The sequence below is a fragment of the Kitasatospora sp. HUAS MG31 genome (assembly GCF_040571325.1).
GTDB classification, from domain to species: domain Bacteria; phylum Actinomycetota; class Actinomycetes; order Streptomycetales; family Streptomycetaceae; genus Kitasatospora; species Kitasatospora camelliae.
On record NZ_CP159872.1, the window covers coordinates 1,320,423 to 1,342,321 of the forward strand.

Sequence of the window (21,899 nt, forward strand, 5' to 3'; positions counted from 1 at the left end):
CCGTGCGATGGGATCGCGCACTGCGACCACCAGGTGGCGGAACAACAAAAAAGGCCGTCTCCGCATCTCTGCGAAAACGGCCCACGCCCTGAATTAACACTGATCTGAATAACAGGATTTGCACCTGCACCCCCGCCACCTCGGCGGTCCCGTCATCTCCCGGCCGGAAGGCTGGGCTGGGATTTCGCGATCGCGAGTCGCAGAATCAGGGCTCCTGCTCCAACTGATCTGCATATCCACCTCCTCGCGATCGTCCTACCGGTAAGTTCTCCGGCACCTTCCAGGTTACTCCGGAAAACGCGGATCCGGGCCCGTCAGGTGCACGAATACCGCCAGGTGCACGAATACCGTCGCGTGCTTTCACCGCAGCAGAGAACCGCTCCGCTGGTGGCGGAGGCGGTGGGACCCGGCAGCGACCCGCCGATCGCCTCCCGCTCACCGGGGCCGCGAAGCACGACCCCGGAGGGCGGGCGGCTGCACGCCCGGGCACTGAGCCGCCGACGCCGCCTCACCTGACCCCCAGCCGGCGATCCGGGGCGAGGATCAGGGCCTCCGCCTGGTCGGACGGGAGCGGCCGGAAGAACAGGAAGCCCTGGCCGAGCGGGCAGCCCATGGAGATCAGCAGCTCCCGCTGGGTCGTGTTCTCCACGCCTTCGGCGATCACCTTGACACCAAGGGTGTCCGCCAGATGGGCGATTCCCTCCACCAGGGCGTACTGCTGCGGGGAGCGCCCGAGCTTGTCGATGAACGACTTGTCGATCTTGAGTACCGATATCGGGAACTCGCGCAGATAGCTCAACGAGGAGTAGCCGGTTCCGAAGTCGTCGATCGCGATGCGGATACCGAGGTCGGTCAGATCGCGCATCACGGTCCGGATGCGGTCGTCGTGCCTCATCAGGACGGTCTCCGTCAGTTCGAGGATCAGGCTGGACGGCTCGATGCCGGACAGCTCCAGCGTGTGGTGCACCGTGTCGAGGAAGCCGTCGTCCCGGAACTGCCGAGGTGAGACGTTGACGCTCACGTACGGCGCGCTGGACTGTGCGTCGGGACGCCACGGCCCCGGCCGCTGCCGCCAGCGGACCGCCTCGGCCGCCGCCTGGCCGAGCACCCAGGCACCCAGGGGGACGATCTGGCCGCTCTCCTCCGCCAGGGTGATGAACTGTTCCGGGAGCACCATGCCCCGCGACGAGTGCGGCCAGCGGACCAGCGCCTCGAACCCGGCGATCTCCCCGGTGGCGAGCACCACGATGGGCTGGTACAGGACCAGGAACGACGTTTCGACCGGCGAACTGTCGAGGCTCTCCTGGAGCTGGTGCCGCTCGGCCATACCGCTCTGGAGGACGGGATGGTACCCGCGCCACTGGCGCTTGCCGGCCGTCTTCGCGGCGTACAGGGCCAGGTCGGCATGGGTCAGGAGTTCGACCGAGTCGATGCTGTCCTCGGTGGTGGCGATGCCCACGCTCGCGTAGACGCTCACCGGACCGACGCTGAGACGGAACGGTTCCGCGAACACACTGATCACGTGATCGGCGAAGGTCTCGACGTCCCCGGGCGTCACCGAGTCCTGCACCAGCAGGGCGAACTCGTCGCCGCCGATGCGGGCCGCGGTGTCGGACGCCCGGACGGTCGACGACAGCCGCAGCGCGACGGCGACCAGTAGCTCGTCGCCCACGCTGTGCCCCTGGATGTCGTTCACGACCTTGAAGTCGTCGATGTCGACGAAGAGCACGCCGACCACGGTGCCTTCGCGCTGGCTCTGGGTCAGCGCATGGGAGACCCGGTCCTGGAACAGCACGCGGTTCGCGAGGCCGGTGAGCGAGTCGTGGAAAGCCTGGCGGGTGAGTTCACGTTCGAGCGAACGCTGCTCGGTGACGTCCCGGAGGGTGAGCACCAGGCCACCGACCGTCGCCTCGGCCCGCAGGTCACTGCATCTGACCTCGACCTCGATGACCGCGTGGTCGACGCGCGTCATCCTCCAGTGGTCACGCCTGCCCTGGCAGTCGCGGATCCGCATCTGCGCAAGGGTGTGGACCACCGAGCCGCTGTCCTGCGGAGCGATCAGGTCCGTCAGCCGGACGCCTTCCAACGAGGGATGGCCGAGAACCTGGTCGGCCGACGGGCTGGCGTACCGAATCCTGTCGTCGTCGTCGAGGATCAGGATGACGTCGGATGCGTTCTGCACCAAGGTCCGGAAGTAGGCCTCGCTCTTGCGCCGGTCGACCTCCTCGCTGAGGGCGATCCGTTCGATCGCGAGGGCGGTCTGGGCCGTCAGCGTGACCAGCGCTTCCTGCAGGACGATGAGATGCTGCTCGTCCGCGGCCACGATCAGCGCCCCGGTGCTGGGGGCCGCGGAGCCGTCCGGCTCGGTCTGGTCCTCCGGGCGGTCCGGCAGGGCCAGAGGGCAGACCATGGCGCTGGGTGCCCCGCCGAGTTCCGCCGCGAGGTCGTGCTGCAGTTCGGCGCGGCTCACCAGACGGGCCTCGCCGCTCCGCGTCAGCTCCTGCACCGCCTGGGCGGTCTCCGGGGACGCCGCGCGGCGCGCACCGTCGTCGACACGGATCAGCCACAGGACGGCGCCCTCCCTGATGGCGAGCAGCGCGCTGTGGCTCCGGTCGTCCGGCAGCAGCGAGGCGAGGACGGTCCGGACCGCGGCGGCCGTGTCCCGGATGTCGGTCGCGGACCCCAGCGAAGCCACGGCGATGCGCAGGACACGCTCCCGGCCGACGCCCTGCCGATGGGTCGCCGCGACGCCCGCCAGCCGGTAGAGCACCAGCGCGAAGAGGATGGCCGAGAAGGCTCCGATGACGCCGACGTTCGTGGTCACTCCGCGTGCATCCTGCAGCAGGAGCATGGCCGGCGCGATCAGTGAGGCGAGCGTGAGCAGGCCCAGGCGGCCGCGCGCGGTGTCGGCACGCCACCGGACGGGCTGGGTCAGCGTGACCATGGAGGGGTGGATGGCGGCGGCGCCCCAGGCTCCGTAGAACACCGCCCAGCCCAGCTCCACCGCCGTCCCGGTGTGCCAGGTTCCGTGCAGGAGGATGAGGGCGTACAGGACGTCGGAGGTGAGCAGACCGACCGTCCCCAGGGCGAGCAGCACCAGCGCCGGGCTCTTGCCGCCGCGGGGGGCGAGCAGGCGCAGCAGCATCGCCAGCACGAGGATGTCCCCGAGCGGGTAGGCGACTGAGATCGCCTTCTGCAGCCAGGTGAGGCCGGCAACATGGGCGGAGGGGACGATCAGGTAGATCCAGGACAGCAGGGCCAGGCCGGCCGTCAGGATCAGCGCGTCGATGAAACTGGCCCGGTCACGCCCGGCCGAACGCCAGCGGACGAATCCCAGGAGCCCGACCGCGTACAGCCCGTACGTCGCGAGGTAGAAGACGTCAGCGGCTGACGGGAACGGGTTCTCCTCGTGCAGGAACTGGATGAAGACGATCTGGGTCGCCTCGCCCGCCGTGAAGCTGAGGTTCGCGGCGGCGAGCACCAGCCAGGGCAACCGATGGGACGGACGGTTGACGAAGACGCCCACCAGCATGCCGATGACACCGGTCAGTCCGATTCCGAGGAAGATCAGCCGCTGCGCGGAGAACGCATAGTAGAGGGCCGTGAGCAGGACCACCAACACACCGAAGCCGGTCATCAAGGGGACCCAGCGCCGTTGGGTATTCAAACCCGTCACCTCGCGCAAAGGAGGTTCCGAGACCCGTGCGGGGACTCGGTACCGGGGAGTCGGTAAGCGGAGGAAGCCGCTTCGACAGGGGGAAACAGGGCCCCTCGGACTCCGCCTTTGAGGCTCCTCGAGGCCAGACTTTTCGACACAAATCCGGTCTCAGTATATCCAGTTCACGAACTTCGTACGCACACGGACGGTAGCTCGCCGCCCTCGGCGCGGACAGCCGCCGACGAGCACGCCATCGTGACGCAGTGTCATGTCACTCCCGCCGGCCCTCCCCGTCCGGCCCGGCCAGGAGCACGCACCGGACCCGCTGCGGCGACAGACCGTGACCCGAACGGACGAGCCGTCAACGGCCCCCTACGGACCGGCGGAGGCCGCCGTCTCCGGCCCGTGGCCGCGCGTCGGCATGCGGACCGCGTCAGCCGTCATCCGGGCACCCTGACGGACCGTGGCCGCGCACCGTCCGTGACGGGTGACGGAGCGTCCGATCCCGCACCGCCTCCCCGCCGCCGCCCCCGCCGCCGGACGGCGCAACAGAGCATCGGGGTGACAGAGCCCGTAGTGGAAGACAGAGCGTCAACGATGCAGAGGCCCGCGGCACGGCCTGTGCACTGGCCCCGGCGGCCCCGGCCGCTCTCCGCGGCACCTGCCCGCAGCGTCGTGTCGCACGCCCCACCGGCCGCTCCTAGCATGAACCTGAGACCGCCCGTCTCCCCGTGCCGGAAGTGGCGGGACGAGAGCCGAACAGCGACCGTCCGGGACCGGAACCCTCACTCGATGCGCAGGCCACAACGTCTGCGGCTCACAACGGCTGTGGCGCATTCACTCCCGCCGGGCTCCCCCCGAGGAGGGACGATGGCATCCATTCTGGTGGCCGACGACGACGCCGACATCCGTGACCTCGTGGCCTACAAGCTCATGCAGTCCGGCCATCAGGTCACCGTGGTCGACGACGGTCTGAGCGCGCTCAAGGCCGTCCGTGAGCAGACCGTGGATCTCGCCCTCCTCGACATCAGAATGCCCGGGATGTCAGGTCTGGACGTCTGCCGGGAACTGCGGGCCGCGCCGGAGACGGAGAGGCTGCCGGTGATCCTGCTCACCGCTCGATCGCAGGAGTTCGACATCGAGACCGGCTTCGCGGCCGGTGCCGACGACTACATCATCAAACCGTTCAGCCCGCGTGAACTGAGCAGCCGGGTGCAGGCGGTCCTGGCCAGGGCGAACCGATGACCGGCCGCGGCATCGTCAACGACGGCCTGCAGGTGCTGGCCGGGTCGGCCGTGGTGCTGCTGGTACTCCTCGTCTGCGTGCGTGCCGTCCGGCGGGAACGGGAACGCCGCAGGGAGCGCGCGGCCGAGCCGCTCCGGGTCCTGCTGCTTGAATTCCTCTGTGCGGAGGGGGACGAGGACGCGGGAAGCCTACGGGCGCTGTCCGCTCTCGACGACCGGAGCTGGGCGGCTGTCGAACCCACGGCGCGGGCGATCCTCGCGAAGGTGAGCGGACAGGCCAGGGCCTCGCTGGTGGGCCTGTTCGAGCAGCGGGGAGTCGCCACGCGGGCGATGGCGGACCTGCGACGGCGCGGGCCGGTCCGGAAGGGCCGGGCTGCGGAGGTGCTCGGGCTGCTGCGGCACCGGGCGGCCGCCCCACGGCTTCGCGTCCTGCTCTCGGACGCCGACTCCGAGGTGCGGACGGTCGCCGCGCGGGCTCTGGGCCACATCGGGGATCCTGCGGACGTCCCCGACCTGCTGGCCTGCCTGCACGGTCCTCATCCGGTACCGCCTGCGGTCGTCCTGCAGGCGCTCACCGCGTTCGGAGCCGCCGGGCACGACCAGATCGCCACCGGTCTGGACGATGCCGAGCCGCTGGTGCGGGCGGTGACCGTCGAGGCTCTCGGAGCAACTGGAGGAGTGGGGTGGACCACCAGCGTCGCGGCCGCGCTGAGGGCCGATCCGCATCTCGAAGTGCGGATCCGGGCCGCGCGTGCTCTGGGCGCCCTCGGCACGCCGGCCGGCCTGGAGCCGCTGCTGCACGCGGTGCGGCCGGGCCAGCCGGAGTCGCTGCGCGCGGTGGCGGCCAGGGCGCTGGGCCGTCTGGGGGCATCATGCGCGGCCCCACGCCTGGGGGAACTGCTCGACGACCCCGTCCACCGTGTGGCCGCGACCGCGGCCCGGGCGCTGCTGCACGTCGGGCCGGCCGGGCGCGACGAACTGCGCCGCGCCGCGGACGGGGCCCGCGGAGGGCGCGCGGCCGCTCATGCGCGGGCCGCGCTGGCGGAAGCGGCGATCGGCGAGGGAGGCGCACACTCCGCCGCCGGGCGTGCGGCGGTGGGACCGTGACGCCGCCACTCGCGACGGCCGTCCTCGGCGCGGCCGCTCCGGCCACGGCCACGTCGACGGCGAGCGGCCCGCACGACGTGCTGCTGGACGTGATCGCCGTCGGCAACGTCCTGGTTCTCGGGTACTTCCTGGCGATCAACACCGGCTATCTCACGCTGGTCCTCATCGCGGCCGGCGACTTCGTCCGGCACCTGCGCCGCACGCCGTTCGCCGGCTACGACGATGCCTCCGCCAGTCCCTTCACGCTTCCGGTGTCGCTCATCGTGCCCGCGTACAACGAGGAGGCCGGGATCGTGGACGCGGTGCAGGCGCTGCTCCTGCTGCGCCATCCCTCGTTCGAGGTGGTCGTGGTCGACGACGGTTCCACCGACGCCACCCTGGACCGGCTCCGTGAGGCCTTCGACCTCGTCGAGGTGCCCCATGTCGTCTCCACCGAGGTGCCCGTGCGCGGCGCCGTGGAGTCGGTCCACCTGCCCAGGGGCGGCCCGGTGTCGCTGATCGTGGCTCGCAAGCGCAACGGCGGCAAGGCCGACGCCCTCAACGTCGGCATCAATCTGGCCCGCTATCCGCTCCTGTGCATGGTCGACGCGGACTCGATCCTCGACTCGCAGGCGCTGCTCGCGATCTCCAAGCCCTTCGCCGACGACCCGCTGCGGGTCGTGGGCGCCGGGGGTGTGATCGGTATCGCCAACGGCTGCACCGTCGTGGCCGGCCGTGTCGTGCGGGTCCGCATGCCCCACCGGCTGCTGGCGAAGATCCAGACGGTGGAGTACATGCGGGCCTTCCTGCTCGGCCGGACGGGCTGGTCGCGGATCGGCGGCCTGCTGGTGATCGCCGGTGCCTTCGGGATGTTCCGGCGCGACGCGGTGGTCGCCGTCGGCGGGCTCGACCCGGACTGCCTCGGCGAGGACGCCGAGCTGGTCGTCCGACTCCACCACTACCTGCGCGGGACGGGCCACGACTACCGCATCGTCTTCGTGGGCGAGCCGATCTCGTGGAGCGAGGCCCCGGAGACCCTGCGGGTGCTCGGGCGCCAGCGGCGGCGCTGGCACCGCGGTCTCACCGAGGTCCTGCTCAAGCACCGGGGCATGATCGGCCATCCCCGGTACGGCCGGGTAGGGCTGGTGGCTCTGCCCTTCTACGTGCTCTTCGAACTGTGCGCACCGGTCGTCGAGCTCGCCGGCCTGGTCCTGGTACCGCTGGGCCTGCTGATCGGGGCGGTCGACCTGGGATTCCTGTGGCGCTTCCTGCTGGCGTCCTACGGCTACGCGATGGTGATCAGCCTGCTGTCGATTCTGGCCGAGGAGTACGCCTTCCACCGCTACAGCCGCTGGCGGGACATCTCCTCCGCCGTGCTGGGAGCGGCGGCCGAGAACCTCGGGTACCGGCAGTTCACCGCCTGGTGGCGGGTCCGGGGCATCTGGGACGCCGTCCACGGCGCGCCGAAGGTCTGGGGCGTCATGACGCGCCGTGGCTTCGCCGCGGAGCCGACCGAAGGGGACCGGCAATGAGCGGCTTCCGGCCTGCTCGATCCGATCGGGGCGACCGATCCGCGGGCCGGAGGCTCTCCTGGTCGTTCGGCCTGCTGATCGGACTCGTCGTGCTCACCGGCGTCGTCGCCCTGACCGGCGCGCTGCTCCAACACTCGGCGCTCGACGACCTGACGCACCGGGTGACACCGACCCAGGAGGCCAACCTGCGCCTGCGCGGGGAACTCGCCGACAGCTCACGCCGGATGAACGCCTACCTGCTGACCGGCGATCCCGCGCAACTGGCCGCGTTCCTCAGCTCGCGCAACGAATTCCGGGGCCCGCTCACCGAGGCCCTCACGCACGCGCCCGCCGACGCCAGGCCCTACCTGTCGGCTCAGGAGCGGCCGATCCAGGACTACCTGCGGATCACCGACCAGGTGCAGACGGCAACGCCCGGGAGCCCCGGAGCTGCGGCGCTCGCCGTGGCCGCGCAGGTCCCGTACAAAGCCTTCGAGGCCACCAACGCGGAACTGGACGGACGTCTCACCCACGACGCCGACGAGCTCTCCGACCGCGCGGATCTGATCGCGGGGAGCGCGGGCGCCGCCACGTGCGCCCTCCTGGTACTGGCGACGGTGCTGGCCCTGATCGCGGGGCTGCACACCGTGCGGGGCATCACCCGGCCGCTCGCCGGCATCAGGACGGTGCTCGGCCGGCTGGCGCAGGGCGACCACGGGGCCCGGGCGCCGGACCGCGGTCCGGCCGAGGTCCGGGCCGTCGCCCATGCCGTCAACGTACTCGCCGACGAGAACGACCGGCTGCGGCGTCTCGACGCCGAGCGCGACCGGCTGGCCACGGCGGCGCGGCAGGCGGGAATCGGCATCCGGTCCGGCCTCGACCTCGACCAGATTCTCGACGAGGCCGTGCGCGGCCTGGGCGAGGCGCTACGTGCGGACCATGTGCTGGTTCTGCAGGCGGACGACGGCGGCGGGCCCGATGTGCCGGTCGTCCGGGCCTGGAGCGCGGACCGCGGCAGCCTTCCGTCGGAGGAGTTGCTCCGGCTGCCTCCGGCTCCGGCGGAGATCATCCAGGAGCACTACGCGCAGGACACGAGCTGGTCCGTCGACGACGTCCGGCCGCACCTCGCCTCCGGATCCGCTCTGCCCGGCGCCCCCGGCTCCTTCGGGACCACCGGACCACCGCCCGAAGTCCGCGCCGCGCTGACCGCGATGGGCGTCGTCGCCGTCCTGGCGACCCCCTTCGGATCGGGCACGGAGGCCATGGGTGCGGTCGTCCTCGCCCGCAGCCGGCCTGGCGATGTCTGGCTGCCGATGGAGGTCGAGGCCGTCGAGTCGATCGCGGCAGGACTCGGCCGTGCGGTGCGGCAGTCCAGGACCTACCGTCAGGAGACCGAACTCGTTGACCGGCTCAAGGCCTTGGACAAGGCCAAGAACGACTTCCTCTCCACCGTCTCGCACGAGCTCCGCACCCCGCTGACCAGCATCATCGGCTACGTCGAACTGCTGGCGAACGACTCCGGCCCGCTGAGCGACGGCCAACGGCACATGGTGGAGGTGGTGGATCGCAACGCGGCCCGGCTGCGCAACCTCATCGAGGACCTGCTCACCATCTCGCGGGTCGAGTCGGGCGCCTTCACCTCCGAACGGCTGCCGGTCGACCTGCGCCAGCTGGTGAACTCCTCGGTCGAGGCGATCCGCCCGGCGGCCATGGCCGTCCCGGTGACCCTGAACCAGGTGCCCGCCGAGGACGACCTGATCGTCCTCGGCGACGTCCACCAGCTGGACCGCGTCCTGATGAACCTGCTCACCAACGCCGTCAAGTTCACCCCGCCCGGAGGACTGGTCACGGTCAGCACGTCCCGCGGGGACGGCGAGGCTGTGCTGACTGTGGGCGACACCGGGATCGGCATCCCCGAGAAAGACCAGAAGGACCTCTTTCACCGGTTCTTCCGCGCCTCCAACGTCACCGAGCTCGCCATTCCCGGCACCGGCCTCGGCCTGGCGATCGTGCGGAGCATCGTGACCAACCACGAGGGCAGACTGGAGATCCACTCGGCCGAGGGCGAGGGGACCACCGTCATCACCCACCTCCCGCTGCTCCCGGACACGCCCGGCTGAGAAGTGGACGCGCCGTGACGTCGAACTGTGCCGCCGGTGGGCGCGCGAGGGCTCCCGGCGGCCCGGCGAGCTGGCGCCACCGTCGTGGTTCCTTCGTCGGCCTGCCGTTCGGAACCGCCTGGTACCGGGCCACCGGCGGTGCCGCGCGGGCCTGGTGCCGACTGGCCCGCAGGTCGTGCCGGATCCTCGCCGGGACCGTCCACGGGGTGCTCACCGTGCTGGCCTCCGTCCTGTTCTGGCTGCTGCCACCGACCGCGTGGCGGGACGGCGGACCGGGCGGGCAGCCCTGAGCGCACCTCCTGAGCCGGTGCCGGGAGTGGGGACTCGGGTTTCAGCGGGGCGGCGGAACTGCGCGGGCCGACCGATTCGTCTTCGTGAGTGCCGGGAGTCCCGGCAGCACGGGTGCTGTGTCGCCGCTCACCGGGCTCCCGGGGGAGGCGGGAAGGATCACCGCCGTCTACGCGGACGGCGTCGCGACGGCGGAGGGGTCCTTCCTGTCGCGATCCAACGAACCGCCCGCCGCAGACCCCTCGGCCAGGCGCTCCAGGACCAACTCGCCGTCGGCGCGACGGCGGCCGCAGTACGAGCTGCTGTGCGCGAGGACCCCCGGATCGTGCTCGCTCTCCCGATCGACGTCGGCTGGCTGCGCAGCGACCTGGTCGGCCGTCTCTTCGAAGAACTGGGCCCGGCACCCGGTATGAAGGCCATCATGCTCGGCGGCCGGCTGGCCCCCGGACACCCGGTCGCGGAGACCCAGGAGGCCGCCTCCGCACCGCCCGGCCGCTACTGAGCGTGACGTTCGGCAGCCAGAGCCGTTGGCTGGACACACCCGCGCGCGTCCGGTCCCGTACATCGACTACGCCGCGCTCCGACCTCGGTGGGCGGCGATCAGATCCCGGTACCAGGCGTACGACGCCTTGGGCGTGCGCGCCTGGGTCTCGAAGTCGACGTGGACCAGGCCGAAGCGCTGGTGGTAGCCCTCGGCCCATTCGAAGTTGTCGAGCAGGGACCAGGTGAAGTACCCGCGGACGTCGACGCCCTGCTCGACGGCGGCGGCCACCGCGCGGAGGTGCCCGTCGAGGTAGTCGATCCGGGCCCGGTCGTGGATCCGGCCGTCCTCGGGCTCGTCGGCCACCGAGCAGCCGTTCTCGGTGATGGTGACGGGCGGCAGGGCCTCGCCGTACACCTCGTGGAGGTGGACCAGGAGTTCGCGCAGGCCGTCGGGGACGACCGGCCAGCCGAAGGCGGTGCGGGGGACGCCCTCGATCGGGGCCTCGGCGAAGGGGAGGCCGGGGTCGGTGGGGGCGGCGATGAGGGTCGGGTTGTAGTAGTTGACGCCGAGTCCGTCCAGCCCGGGCTCGGCGATGAGCTTGAGGTCTCCCGGACGGACGGCGCCGCCCAGGTCCTCGGTGACGCCGAACGCCGACAGGTCGGGGTAGCTCCCCCGCAGCAGCGGATCGGTGAACAGCCGGTTGTGCAGGGCGTCGTAGGCGGTGGCGGCCTCGACGTCGGCAGGGTCGTCGGAGGCCGGCCGGACCGGGGTGAGGTTGTTGGCGATCATCACCTCCAGGCCGCGCTCGCGCAGCACCGCGGCGGCCAGCCCGTGGCCCAGCAGCTGGTGGTGGGCGGTGGGCAGGGCGTCGAGCAGCAGGGTGCGGCCGGGGGCGTGGATGCCGAGCGCGTAGCCGTAGACCATGTGCACGAAGGGCTCGTTGAGCGTGATCCAGGCCGGCACGCGGTCGCCGAGCCGGTCCGCGACCACCGCCGTGTACTCGGCGAACCGGTGCGCGGTGTCGCGGTTCAGCCAGCCGCCGTCGTCCTCCAGGGCCTGCGGGAGGTCCCAGTGGAAGAGGGTGGGCACCGGGGTGATGCCGGCCGCCAGCAGGGCGTCGACCAGCCGGTCGTAGAAGGCGAGCCCGCGCGGGTTGACCGGGCCCGAACCCGTCGGCAGCACCCGCGGCCAGGCGATGGAGAAGCGGTAGCCGTCCAGGCCCAGGTCGCGCATCAGGGCGATGTCCTCGGGATACCGGTGGTAGTGGTCGCAGGCCACCGCTCCCGTGTGCCCGTCGCGGACGGCCCCCGGCCGTTCACAGAACGTGTCCCACACCGACCGGCCGCGGCCGTCCTCGTCCACCGCGCCCTCGATCTGGTACGCGGCGGTGGACGCGCCCCAGCGGAAGCCCAGGGGGAGATCGTGACGATTGGCCATGAGAGTCCTTCCCGGAAGGGACACGCAAAATGCGAGGGGTGCTCATGTTAGTGAACCGGCTCCGAGGTATCCAGAGACCTCCGGGCCCGGTCGCCCCGTCCGGAGCTCGACCCGGTCGTCGACCTCCGGCCGGGCGGGGCCGACGGGTCCCGGTCAGCCCGCGGCGGGGCGGGCGCTCGCGGGGCGGGGGGTGGCGAGGGTGTGGACGGCCCGGCGGTCGAGCTTGCCGGAGCCGGTGAGCGGCAGCTCGGGGACGACCTGGTACCGGTCCGGGACCATGTAGCGGGGCAGGACGGCCATGGCGTGCTGCCGCAGGACCGCGGCCGGCTTCTCGGGGGCGTCGTCGGCCATCACCACGCAGGCGACGAAGAACTGGGCGCCGGCCAGGGTGGTGACGACGGTGACGGCGGCGTCGCGGACGAGTTCGTGGGTGCGCAGGGCCGCCTCCACCTCGCCGAGTTCGATGCGGAAGCCACGGAGCTTGACCTGCTGGTCGTTGCGGCCGAGGTACTCGAAGGAGCCGTCGGGCAGCTTCCGGGCGAGGTCGCCGGTCCGGTAGTACCGGCGCGGTCCGGCCGGGCCGTCGAGCGTGACGAAGCGCTCGGCGGTGAGCTCCGGCCGGTTGAGGTAGCCGACGGCTACGCCACTGCCGGCGATGAGGAGTTCGCCGGTCTCACCGTCGGCGAGGGGTTCGAGGTCCTCGTCGCGGATCTCCAGGCCGAGGTGCGGCAGCCCGGCGCCGATCGGTGAGCGCACAGCACCGTCGAAGTCGGTCCCGGTGAGAACGCGGTGGGTGGCGTACACCGTGGTCTCGGTCGGGCCGTACATGTTGACCGCGGTGGGGGCGGTGCCGGGATACGCCTTGAGGAAGGCGCCGACGGTATCGAGGTCGATGCTCTCGCCGGCGAACACCAGGTAGCGCAGGGCGAGTTCGGGGCGGTCGGCGTTCTCGTAGGCCATCGCCAGGGAGCGGAAGACCGAGGGGACCTGGCCGAGGACGGTGACCTTCTGAGCGGCCAGCAGGTCGAGGAAGTCGGTGGGCGACTGGGCGATGCGCAGCGGGACGGTGACGGCGGTGGCGCCGGTGGCCATGGAGGCCCAGAACTCCCAGACGGAGACGTCGAAGCTGAACGAGTGGAAGAGCGCCCAGCGGTCCTCGGGCCCGACCTCGAAGAGCGGCAGTGCGCCGCGCAGCAGTTCCAGGACGTTGCGGTGGGTGACCACGCAGCCCTTCGGGTTGCCGGTGGAGCCGGAGGTGTAGATGACGTAGGCGGGTTCGTCACCGGAGAGGTCGAGGCCGGGCGGCACCGGGAGGTCGGCCTCGTCGCTGTACGGGGCGACCACCCGGACACCGGTGAGTCCGCGGTCGGCGGCCTGGTCCGCGCGGCCGACCAGGGTGGTGATGCCGGCGTCGGCGACCATGTAGCGCAGGCGTTCCTGCGGGTAGGTGGGGTCGAGCGGAACGTAGGCGGCGCCGGCCTTCATGACGGCGAGGATGCCGACCGGGATGTCCGCGGAGCGTTCGAGCAGCAGGCCGACCAGGTCGCCGGGGCGGACGCCGTCGCGGACCAGCAGGCCCGCCAACCGGTCGGAGGCGACGTCGAGTTCGGTGTAGCTGAGGGTACGGCCGTCGTCGTGGACGGCGGGGGCGTCGGCACGGGCGGCGGCGACCCGGCGGAAGAGCTCGGGCAGCGAGGTGGCGGTGGACAGGTGGGGCCGCGGATCGGTGGCGGGTACGGCGTTCATCGGGTGCTTCTCGCAGTCTGTCGAGGAAGTCGAGGGCGGGGAGGGCGAAGACGGAGACAGGGGCGGTCAGAGCGTGCGGACCAGGTCGGCGAGGGTCTTGGCGAGTCCCCGGGCGAAGTCCGCCGGCACCGCCGTCGAGAGGGAGTTGACGACGATGCGCAGGCCGCCGCCGGGGGTGGGCCAGATCTCGGTCTGCAGCTCGGCGGGGATTCCCAGGTAGGGCAGTCGGCGGAACCCGGTCCGGGCGTCGCCGAGTTCGAGCCGGGCGGGGACGTTGTCCTGGAGGGCGAGGATGGTCTGGAACAGCGGGGCGCGCGCGGACCTCGGGGGGTTGACGGCGCGGACCACCTCGTCGAGGCCGACGTCCTGGCAGGAGAGGGCCTGCCGGATCCGGCGTCCGCTCTCGGCCACGGCCACCGCGGTGTCCTCGGCGAGGGCGGCGCCGGACAGCCGGACGGCCACCATGCCGATGTGGCAGCCGACCACCGGTTCGATCCGGGTGTCGATCCGCTGGGCCACCGGTACACCGACGGCGAAGTCGTCCTGTCCGGTGGACTCGACGAGGGCTCGGCCGTAGCAGGTGAGCAGCACGGCGAAGCGGGTGAGCCCGGCCGCGTCGGCCGCGCGGTCGAGCCCGGCGAGTTGGTCGGCCGCCAGGTCGATCTCGACGCGGCGTACCCGGGGGCGGCCCTGGTCGGGTATGCCCGGGAAGGTCAGGTCGGGCACGCCACGCAGGGCGGCGGCGGCCGCTTCCCGCTGGGCGTCGAGGTCGGCGGCGTCCAGGTGGGCCGCACGGATCGACCACGCCTCCGCCGCGGTGGGGACGGGCGCCCAGGTCGGCGCGCGACCGGCCCGGCGAGCGGTGTAGGCGGTGGCGAGGTCCGCGGCGAGGACCGACTCGGACCAGCCGTCGAAGGCGATGTGGTGGACGGCGTACGCGAGGACCGTGGGGCCGGCGTCGGTCGGGGCGACGACGGCGTGCCAGAGACGTCCTTCGACCGGGTCGAGCGGGGCGGACAGGGCGGCCCGCGCCGCGATGAGGGCGCTCTGGACCGTGGGGGTGGACGGCTGGTGGGCGGCTCGCGGCGCGGTGGTCCCGCCGGGGACGCTGGAGGTGCGGCCGCGGCCCGGCAGGTAGCGCGAGTCGAGGGCCTGGTGGCGGTGGTGGACGTCGGCGAGCGCGAGGTCGAGGGCCGCGCCGTCGAGCGGGCCGTCGACGACCCAGGCGGCGAGGCAGTGACCGGTGCGGTCCTCGGGATCGAGGAGGTGGCGGGTGAGGAAGCCGGCCTGGACGGAGGTCAGCGGGAGCTCGGCGGGGGTGTCCGCCGCCGCCTGGGGCGCGCCGTCCGGTTCGGTCCGGCGCAGCCAGTCGGCCAGGGCCAGGGCGGTGGGGTTCCGGACCAGGCCGGAGACGGGAACGGGCCGCTCCAGCGCCGCGGCGAGGCGGGCGCAGATCCGCCCGGCGCCGAGCGAGGTGCCGCCGAGGGAGGTGAACGCGGCGTCGACGGGCGCGGCCGGAAGGCCGAGCACGGCGGCGAAGGTCTCGGCGACCAGGTCGGTCAGCGGGTCGCCGGACGGGGTGGCGGGGCCCGTGGCGACCGGCTCCGCCGCGTCGGGGAGCAGGGCGAGCAGCGCGTGCTCGTCGAGCTTTCCGTTGCTCGTCAGCGGGAAGTCCGCGACGGGGACGAGGTGTTCGGGCAGGTGGTAGTGGACCAGGTGCGGCCTGAGGGTGTCCAGGGCGCCGTCGAGCGGGTCGCCGCCGCGGTGCGGCTGGGCGAAGGCGGCGAGGGCTCGGCAGGTGCCGGCCCCGTCCCGGACGGCGAGGACGACGCAGCGCCGGACCGGGGTGAGCAGGTCCTCGATCTGTCGCTCGACCTCGGCCGGTTCGATCCGGTGGCCGCGGATCTTGACCTGGCGGTCGGCGCGCCCCCGGTAGTGCAGGAGTCCGTCCTCGTCCCAGGCGGCGAGGTCGCCGGTGCGGTACACCCGGACCGGCTGTCCGTCCACGAGGACCTCGGTGAACTTCTCGGCGGTCAGCTCGGGTCGGCCGAGGTAGCGGAGGGCGAGGCCGTCACCGGCGATGCACAGCTCGCCGACCTCTCCGACCACGCACGGGCGGTCGCCGTCGAGGATGTGGATCTGTGTGTCCGGGGCCGGGCTGCCGATGGGGATGCCGTTCGGGCGGTCGCAGTCCTCGGGGGCGATCCGGTGGGTGGTCGCGAAGACGGTGCTCTCGACCGGCCCGTAGCCGTTGATCAGGGCGGTGTCGGGCTGCCGTTCGAGGAAGCGGCGGACGTGCGGCGCGGATACCCGCTCGCCGCCGATCATGACCTGACGCAGGCCCAGCAGGGCGTCCGGGTCCTCGTCCACGATCATGTTGAACAGGCTGCTGGTGAGCCAGACCGTGTCCGCCCCGCGCTCGGCCACCGCGCCGCGCAGCAGGTCGGGCGACAGGTACGGCTCGTCGACGATGAGCGAGGTGCCGCCGTTCAGCAGGACCGACCACAGTTCCAGCGAGTAGCCGTCCCACGGCACGGGCGCGGCCTGCGGCATCACCGTGTCGGAGTCGAAGCGGGCGAAGCCCCCGGGGCGGAACAGCCGGACGGTGGCCCGGTGGGGCGTCACGACGCCCTTGGGGCGCCCGGTGGTGCCGGAGGTGAAGAAGACGCAGGCGGGGTCACCGCCGTCGACCGCCTCGGCCCGGAAGCCGGCACCGGCCCGGCCGTCGACGGCCGCCAGGCCTCCGGCCGGCGGCGACCAGAGCGGTACCGGCACGGGCAGGTCCACGGGGTCGGCCGCGACCAGCAGCTTGGCGTCCAGCTGGGTCAGCACGTCCTGGACGCGGGTGGCCGGCCAGCCGCCGTCGATCAGCGCGTAGGCCGCGCCGAGCTTGAGGACGGCGAGCACGGCGGCGACCAGTTCGGTGCTGCGCGGCAGCCGGATCGGCACCAGATCACCCCTGCCGATGCCGCGGGCCGCCAGCTCTGCCGCGTAGGCGTCGGAGGCCCGGTCGAGGAGGCCGTAGTCGACCGTCCGGTCACCGTGGACCAGGCAGGGGGCCTCGGGGCTGGTGGCCGCGATCCGCTGGACGATGCCGTGGATGCTCTCACCCTGCGGGTAGGGGGCGGAGGTCGCGTTCCAGCTCGGGTTGGGCAGCATGCGGCGTCGTGTCCTTGGGTCCGAGACGGCCGGGTGGCGGTCGAATGACGATCGGTCGGTCGGTGACGGTCGGCCGGCCGGCCGGTGACGGTCGGTCGGTGACGGTCGGTCGGTGAACGGTGCTCAGGCTGCTCAGGCCGCTCAGGCCGCCGGCTGCGGCGCCGGGCCGGCGTGCAGGCGCTCGGCCGAGCGGGCGAGCGGCGGGCAGGCGAGGCCGGCGGCCAGCAGCAGTCCGGCCAGCGCGATCCAGCCGAGCCGGCCCTGACCGACGGCGAGCACGGTCACCAGGTACGGTCCGGCGGTCTGCTGCAGGCCTCGGCCGAGCGCGAAGACGCCCTGGTACTCGCCCTGCTTGCCGGGCGGCGGCAGGTGCAGCGACAGGCCCCAGGAGCCGGCCGCCTGGCTGAGCTCGCCGAGGACGAGCACGGCGGTGCCGATCAGCAGCAGCGGCACCGCGACCGCGGCCGACGCGCCCTGGGTCAGGGCGAAGACCAGACAGCAGCCGGCCAGCAGCAGCCCGGAGCGGCGCAGCATCCTGGCGGCGCCCATGCCGGTCTCGGCGCCGCGGCTGGCGGCGACCTGGAAGGCGATCACCAGGACGGTGTCGAGCACCAGCAGCAGCGAGTTGACCGGGCTCGGGGCGCCGGTCCGGCTGATGATCCACAGCGGTAGGGCGACGGTGAGGATCGGCTGGTAGAGCTCCAGCACGCCGCACAGAAGCGCGAGCGAGACGAAGCGGCCGTCCCGCAGGCCGGAGCGGGGTGTGCGCTCCGGCTCCGCCGTCCCGGCCGCTGCGGCGGCGCGGCGCGGCAGCCGGGAGGTGATCAGAGCGCAGCCGGCGTGTGCGGCGGCCGTCAGCAGCATGGCCGCGTAGAACGCGCTCCGGGTGCCCACGGCCAGGGCCCCGCCGGCGATCGCGGCGCCGAGCATGAAGCCGAGGTTGAACAGGCTGCGCATCTGTGCGGAGACCCGTACCCGCTGGTCCGCGCTGAAGACCTCGTGGGTGAGGGCCATCCGCAGCGGGTGGGAGGAGGTCTCGCAGATCGAGATCAGCGCGGCGAGCACGACGAACCCGGTGAATCCGCCGACCCCGCAGTAGCCGGCGAACAGCACGGCCAGCGCCGCGTAGCAGCCGAGCAGCGGGAGGCGGGCGCCGTGGCGGTCGGCGAGCCGGCCGATCGGGACCGTCAGCAGCAGGCCGGCGAGTCCGGCCGCGGAGAGGCCGAGGCCGACCTGGCCGGCCGTCAGGCCGACGGTGCTACGGAAGAAGATGGCGCTGGAGCTGAGGAAGAGTCCGAAGCCGATGGACTGCACCACCGTCAGGACGGCCAGCCGGCGGGCCGGGCCGCGCTCGGGGACGAGCTGCGCCGCCCAGGTCCGGACCGCTCCGGCGATCGTGTTGCTTGTCACTGTCACTGCACCTCGTGGATGTGGGAGGGACGCCGGAACGGTCCGGGTGGGGTTCAGCGCTCGTAGGCGGCGAGCTTCTTGGCGAGCAGCTCGGCGAAGGCGGACTCGCGCAGCAGCGGCAGGGTGCCGGGCGACTCGAAGGTGTGGGTCTCGGTGGAGGCGGCCATCCGGCCCCAGTCGGCCTCGGGGCGCGCGGCGTTCTCGGCGAGCTGGAAGACGGTGATCTCGCCGCCGTACCGGCGGGGCTCGTAGTGCTCCTGGGCGAAGATGCCGGCGGCCCAGACGGCCTGGCGCCAGTGCAGGTCGGCGGGGTCGACGCCGGCGTCCAGCCAGGCGATCTCGACCATGCCGTCCATCACGCGCTGCTGCTCGGCGACGAGGTCGGCGACCTCGAACCGGCTGCGCAGCGAGGCGAGGCGGAAGTTGTAGAGCTCGTTGAGGCCCCAGGCCGGGTCCAGCTCGGTGCTGCCGGGCGGCATGCTGTTGATGACGGCGAGGACGGCGACCTGCTGGCCGTCCTGCTCCAGCTGGCGGGCGATCTCGTACGCGATCCGGCCGCCGGCGCAGGGACCGACGAACAGGTAGGGCCCCTCGGGCTGGACCTCGCGGATCTCGCGCAGGTAGCGCGCGGCCATCTCGACGATGGACAGCGACGGCCGCTCCCGGGTCCACATGCCGACCATCTCCAGGCCGTACGCGGGGCGGTCGCCGCGGAAGCCGTCGACCAGGTCGGCCATGAAGCGGACGTTGCCGGTGCCCCAGTGGAAGCAGAACACCGGGGTGCCGGTGCCCTCGGTGACGAACGGGACGAGCGTGCGGGCGGCCTCCGTCTCCAGCGGGCTGAGCCCGGTCTCCCAGACGCTGGTGAAGTCGGGGTCGGCGGAGGCGGTGACCGCCTCCTCGCCGGCGCCGGCGGCGACGATGGCGTCGGCGATGGCGGCTGGCGTGCCGTTGGTCTGGAGGATGGCGGCGGGCAGTTCCAGGCCGCGCTTGCGGGCCTCGGAGACCACGTTGACCACGAGCAGCGAGTAGCCGCCGAGGTCGAAGAAGTCGTCGTCGGGGTTGACCTCGACGGCGAGCAGGTCCTCCCAGATCTCGCAGAGGATCCGGACGATCTCGTTGCGGGCGGGCGCCATGGGCGTCCCTTCTGTGGGTCGGGGTGGGTCGGGGTGGGGCGGTGGCTGCGGGTCAGCCGAGCGCGTGGGCGGGCTCCGGGCGGCGGCTGGTCAGCCCGGTGAGGATCCCGCCGAGTTCGAAGCTCTCCGGTGATCCGGGCGGGGTGAAGGAGGAGACGAGCAGGTCGATGACCGCCTGCGGGCGCAGCAGGTCGATGCCCTGCCGGGCGAGCCGGTCGAGGTCCGCGCGCCTCAGGTGGGAGTAGTAGCCGACCAGGTCGGCGTTCTGCGGCCGGTCGGTCCAGCGGCCGAGGGCCTCGGCCTCCGCGACGGCGCTCAGGACCAGGCCGGTGGCCCGGTCGCGCTGGGCCCACATGTTCTCCAGCACCGAGCGGTCGTAGTCGAGCGGGGCCGTGCTGACGGACATGATGTCGCCCGCGTCCCAGTTCTCGTCGACCCGGTGCAGGGTGAATCCGGCCTCCGTCTCGCCGTGCAGCATGGCCCGGGCGAAGGTCAGCACCCCCCGGTACTGCGGCAGGACTCCGGGGTGCAGGTTCGCGAAGAGCGGCCTGGCTCCGGGCTCCGGGATGAAGTGGGAGATGAGCGGTGCGCGGAACTTCTGGTAGCACCGCACCGAGAAGCCGACCCGGACGTCCTCGGCGGCGAGTGAGGCGATGAAGCCGGGGTCGTTGACGTCGTCGACCGAGCGGACCCGGGCCCGGCCGCGGTGGAGCTTGGCGATGCCGGCGGGCGACAGGTAGGTGCCGTGGAGCGGGGCGGGCAGGCTGTCGAGGTACGGGTACACGTAGCCGCCCAGCAGGGTGCGCTCGTACTGGAACAGTTCCCGGAGCTCGGGTTCGGCGTCGGGGTTGGGCTGTTGCCCGGTGAAGTAGAGGTACGGGGTGTGACCCGCCTCCAGCACTCCCCTGAGCGCCTGGTTGACGATCAGGTGGGAGGTGATGTCGTTGCCGACGAAGAACGCTACCCGCATCGGGATCTCCTGGTGAGCGGCCGGCTGGACCGGGGGCCGTCAGCTGTCGGCGAGGTGTGCGGCCACCGCCGCGACGGCGCTGTGGGCATTGGCGAGGTTGGTCTCGAAGGAGTTGGTGTAGAAGTGCACGCCGCGGGTGAGCGGCCCGATGTACAGGGCGCGGTCGGAGGGCGACCCGTCGCGGCCGATGACCCGCATGGTGTCGAAGTCGACGTCGATGCCACCGAGCGGGTGCGGGCGGATGTCGCCGCGCATCAGCATGTTCTGGATCAGTGAGGAGTCGCTGCGGTCCAGGGCGAAGCCGGTTCCGGTCGCGTTGACCAGGTACCGCACCTCGCGGGCGAACGGCTCGCCGGCCTGGGCTCCCTCCATCCGGAACAGTTCCCGGTCCTCGTCGTAGGAGACCGCGGTGAGTCCGGTGAGGGCCTCGAAGGCCCCGTCCTCGGCCATGTCGAGCAGTCGCCGCGCGTTGTCCAGCGGCATGCAGTGGCGGAACATCGACCAGATCGACAGGTGGTCGCGGACGAAGGACTCCCGGGCGGCCGGCGACATGGCGCGCCACACCAGCGGGATGACCTCGGAGGTCGCGTCGAGGATGGAGTACCAGAGCGTCTGGCCGTTCTCGGCGAGCCGGACGTCGCGCGCGAGGGTGCCGGTGAAGGAGGCGTCCGGCTCGGCGAGCACGCGCGTCCAGTCGATCGCGATGCCCAGGCCCTCCTCCAGCTCGCGCCGGAACAGCCCGGCGACCTCGTCGAGTTCCAGCTCGCGGGTGAAGTCCGCGCTGAGCCTGCGCAGTTCCTCCTCGGTCACGTACTTGAGGGTGTGGTCGACCCGGGGGCCCTGGACCTTGGGCAGCGAGCGCCGGCGGGAGAAGCAGGAGACGGCGCCGCGGTGGCCCGTGCTGCGCAGGAGCAGCAGGGCGTCCACCGCGGTGAGGCTGCTGCCGATGATGCCGACCGTGGCGTCCGGGTCGACACCCTCCAGTCCGGCTCCCTGCCACATCGAATGGACGTAGGTGGGGACCTTGGTGAACTCGAGGTACTCGGTGGACGGCAGGTCGCCCAGGCACAGGAAGGCGTAGTCGACCAGGAAGTGGTCCACGCCGGCGATCAGGTGCACACCCCGGGCGTCCTCCCGGCAGTCGCTGACCACCGCGCGGTGCGTGCTGACCCGGATGCCCGCCCTGCGGGCCTCTCGGAGCGCCTCGCCGAAGTGCTCCTGGAGGTAGGAGGCGAAGAGCCTGCGCGGCACGTAGGTCGCCTCCTTCGCCTCCGCCGGGGCGTCCTGGCGGCCGGCCAGCCAGCGGACGAAGTGGTCGGGGTCGTCCGCCTGCACGCTCATGGTGCCGGCCCGCATGTTCAGCAGATGACAGTCGTGCGGGGTGCTGTAGGCCACTCCGGCGCCCAGTCGCTCCCCCGTCTCGAAGATGTGGACCTCGCAGCCCTCGGCGCGGCCGCCGTCGAGGAGGCTCCGCACGAGCGCGACGAAGACCCCCACGCCCGTCGCCCCCATTCCGGCCACGGCGAATCGCGGCGGCCTGGCGGCGGGCGTTACTACATCGCTATCGGCTGACATCGGTGGCCGTAGCCCTTCCTGTGATCGCTCGGTTGGTGACGGGCCCCGGCAGTGGACCGCCGGGGCCGGGCGCGG

The 21,899-nt window shown here is 72.3% G+C and carries 14 protein-coding genes; 6 read left to right on the forward strand and 8 right to left on the reverse strand.

The features are described 5' to 3' along the window. Nucleotides 1-508: 508 nt before the first annotated feature. Nucleotides 509-3,637, reverse strand: a complete 3,129-nt coding sequence (locus ABWK59_RS06305; protein WP_354638553.1) for an EAL domain-containing protein — start codon at nucleotides 3,635-3,637, stop codon at nucleotides 509-511. 891 nt (nucleotides 3,638-4,528) lie between these two features. Here ABWK59_RS06305 and ABWK59_RS06310 point away from each other — a divergent pair. From ABWK59_RS06310 to ABWK59_RS06335, 6 genes are all read left to right on the forward strand, one after another. Further along, nucleotides 4,529-4,903 carry a response regulator transcription factor gene (locus ABWK59_RS06310; RefSeq protein WP_354638555.1) on the forward strand — a complete coding sequence of 125 codons (375 nt, stop codon included), beginning with the start codon at nucleotides 4,529-4,531 and terminating at the stop codon, nucleotides 4,901-4,903. Next, nucleotides 4,900-6,009 (forward strand): HEAT repeat domain-containing protein, encoded by a 1,110-nt coding sequence (locus ABWK59_RS06315; protein ID WP_354638557.1) that lies wholly within the window; start codon nucleotides 4,900-4,902, stop codon nucleotides 6,007-6,009. The genes ABWK59_RS06310 and ABWK59_RS06315 overlap by 4 nt, the downstream gene beginning before the upstream one ends. Continuing rightward, entirely contained in the window at nucleotides 6,006-7,520 is a 1,515-nt protein-coding gene (locus ABWK59_RS06320) for a glycosyltransferase family 2 protein (protein WP_354638559.1), read from the forward strand. Before ABWK59_RS06315 ends, ABWK59_RS06320 begins: the two co-directional genes overlap by 4 nt. Beyond that, nucleotides 7,517-9,619, forward strand: coding sequence for an ATP-binding protein (locus tag ABWK59_RS06325; protein WP_354638561.1), 2,103 nt, complete (start codon nucleotides 7,517-7,519; stop codon nucleotides 9,617-9,619). Before ABWK59_RS06320 ends, ABWK59_RS06325 begins: the two co-directional genes overlap by 4 nt. A gap of 14 nt (nucleotides 9,620-9,633) precedes the next feature. After that, the gene (locus ABWK59_RS06330; RefSeq protein ID WP_354638563.1) at nucleotides 9,634-9,909 is read left to right on the forward strand and encodes a hypothetical protein; all 276 of its coding nucleotides are present in this window, start codon (nucleotides 9,634-9,636) and stop codon (nucleotides 9,907-9,909) included. A 323-nt stretch (nucleotides 9,910-10,232) separates the two neighbouring features. Continuing rightward, a complete protein-coding gene (locus ABWK59_RS06335) occupies nucleotides 10,233-10,409 on the forward strand; it encodes a hypothetical protein (RefSeq protein WP_354638564.1) in 177 nt (58 codons plus the stop codon). A 66-nt stretch (nucleotides 10,410-10,475) separates the two neighbouring features. Here ABWK59_RS06335 and ABWK59_RS06340 read toward each other — a convergent pair whose 3' ends face one another. The 7 genes from ABWK59_RS06340 to ABWK59_RS06370 all read right to left on the reverse strand — a co-directional run bounded on the left by ABWK59_RS06340 (nucleotide 10,476) and on the right by ABWK59_RS06370 (nucleotide 21,824). Then, complete coding sequence (locus ABWK59_RS06340; RefSeq protein ID WP_354638566.1) at nucleotides 10,476-11,828, reverse strand: GH1 family beta-glucosidase; 1,353 nt, start codon at nucleotides 11,826-11,828, stop codon at nucleotides 10,476-10,478. Between the two features lie 153 nt (nucleotides 11,829-11,981). Beyond that, the gene (locus ABWK59_RS06345; RefSeq protein ID WP_354638568.1) at nucleotides 11,982-13,574 is read right to left on the reverse strand and encodes an amino acid adenylation domain-containing protein; all 1,593 of its coding nucleotides are present in this window, start codon (nucleotides 13,572-13,574) and stop codon (nucleotides 11,982-11,984) included. 66 nt (nucleotides 13,575-13,640) lie between these two features. Next, nucleotides 13,641-16,733 (reverse strand): amino acid adenylation domain-containing protein, encoded by a 3,093-nt coding sequence (locus ABWK59_RS06350; RefSeq protein ID WP_354638570.1) that lies wholly within the window; start codon nucleotides 16,731-16,733, stop codon nucleotides 13,641-13,643. A gap of 141 nt (nucleotides 16,734-16,874) precedes the next feature. Continuing rightward, nucleotides 16,875-18,143, reverse strand: coding sequence for an MFS transporter (locus ABWK59_RS06355; protein ID WP_354638572.1), 1,269 nt, complete (start codon nucleotides 18,141-18,143; stop codon nucleotides 16,875-16,877). Nucleotides 18,144-18,196: 53 nt separating this feature from the next. Then, nucleotides 18,197-19,279 (reverse strand): thioesterase domain-containing protein, encoded by a 1,083-nt coding sequence (locus ABWK59_RS06360; protein WP_354638574.1) that lies wholly within the window; start codon nucleotides 19,277-19,279, stop codon nucleotides 18,197-18,199. 52 nt (nucleotides 19,280-19,331) lie between these two features. After that, nucleotides 19,332-20,249, reverse strand: coding sequence for a formyltransferase family protein (locus ABWK59_RS06365; RefSeq protein ID WP_354638576.1), 918 nt, complete (start codon nucleotides 20,247-20,249; stop codon nucleotides 19,332-19,334). 39 nt (nucleotides 20,250-20,288) lie between these two features. After that, complete coding sequence (locus tag ABWK59_RS06370) at nucleotides 20,289-21,824, reverse strand: FAD/NAD(P)-binding protein (protein ID WP_354638578.1); 1,536 nt, start codon at nucleotides 21,822-21,824, stop codon at nucleotides 20,289-20,291. Nucleotides 21,825-21,899 lie beyond the last annotated feature (75 nt).

What these genes read in the sequence shown, in the direction of transcription:
- ABWK59_RS06305 (WP_354638553.1), bottom strand. Translation starts at nt 3,637, where the DNA reads ATGACCGGCTTCGGTGTGTTGGTGGTCCTGCTCACGGCCCTCTACTAT.
- ABWK59_RS06310 (WP_354638555.1), top strand. Translation starts at nt 4,529, where the DNA reads ATGGCATCCATTCTGGTGGCCGACGACGACGCCGACATCCGTGACCTC.
- ABWK59_RS06315 (WP_354638557.1), top strand. Translation starts at nt 4,900, where the DNA reads ATGACCGGCCGCGGCATCGTCAACGACGGCCTGCAGGTGCTGGCCGGG.
- ABWK59_RS06325 (WP_354638561.1), top strand. Translation starts at nt 7,517, where the DNA reads ATGAGCGGCTTCCGGCCTGCTCGATCCGATCGGGGCGACCGATCCGCG.
- ABWK59_RS06340 (WP_354638566.1), bottom strand. Translation starts at nt 11,828, where the DNA reads ATGGCCAATCGTCACGATCTCCCCCTGGGCTTCCGCTGGGGCGCGTCC.
- ABWK59_RS06345 (WP_354638568.1), bottom strand. Translation starts at nt 13,574, where the DNA reads ATGAACGCCGTACCCGCCACCGATCCGCGGCCCCACCTGTCCACCGCC.
- ABWK59_RS06350 (WP_354638570.1), bottom strand. Translation starts at nt 16,733, where the DNA reads ATGCTGCCCAACCCGAGCTGGAACGCGACCTCCGCCCCCTACCCGCAG.
- ABWK59_RS06360 (WP_354638574.1), bottom strand. Translation starts at nt 19,279, where the DNA reads ATGGCGCCCGCCCGCAACGAGATCGTCCGGATCCTCTGCGAGATCTGG.
- ABWK59_RS06365 (WP_354638576.1), bottom strand. Translation starts at nt 20,249, where the DNA reads ATGCGGGTAGCGTTCTTCGTCGGCAACGACATCACCTCCCACCTGATC.
- ABWK59_RS06370 (WP_354638578.1), bottom strand. Translation starts at nt 21,824, where the DNA reads ATGTCAGCCGATAGCGATGTAGTAACGCCCGCCGCCAGGCCGCCGCGA.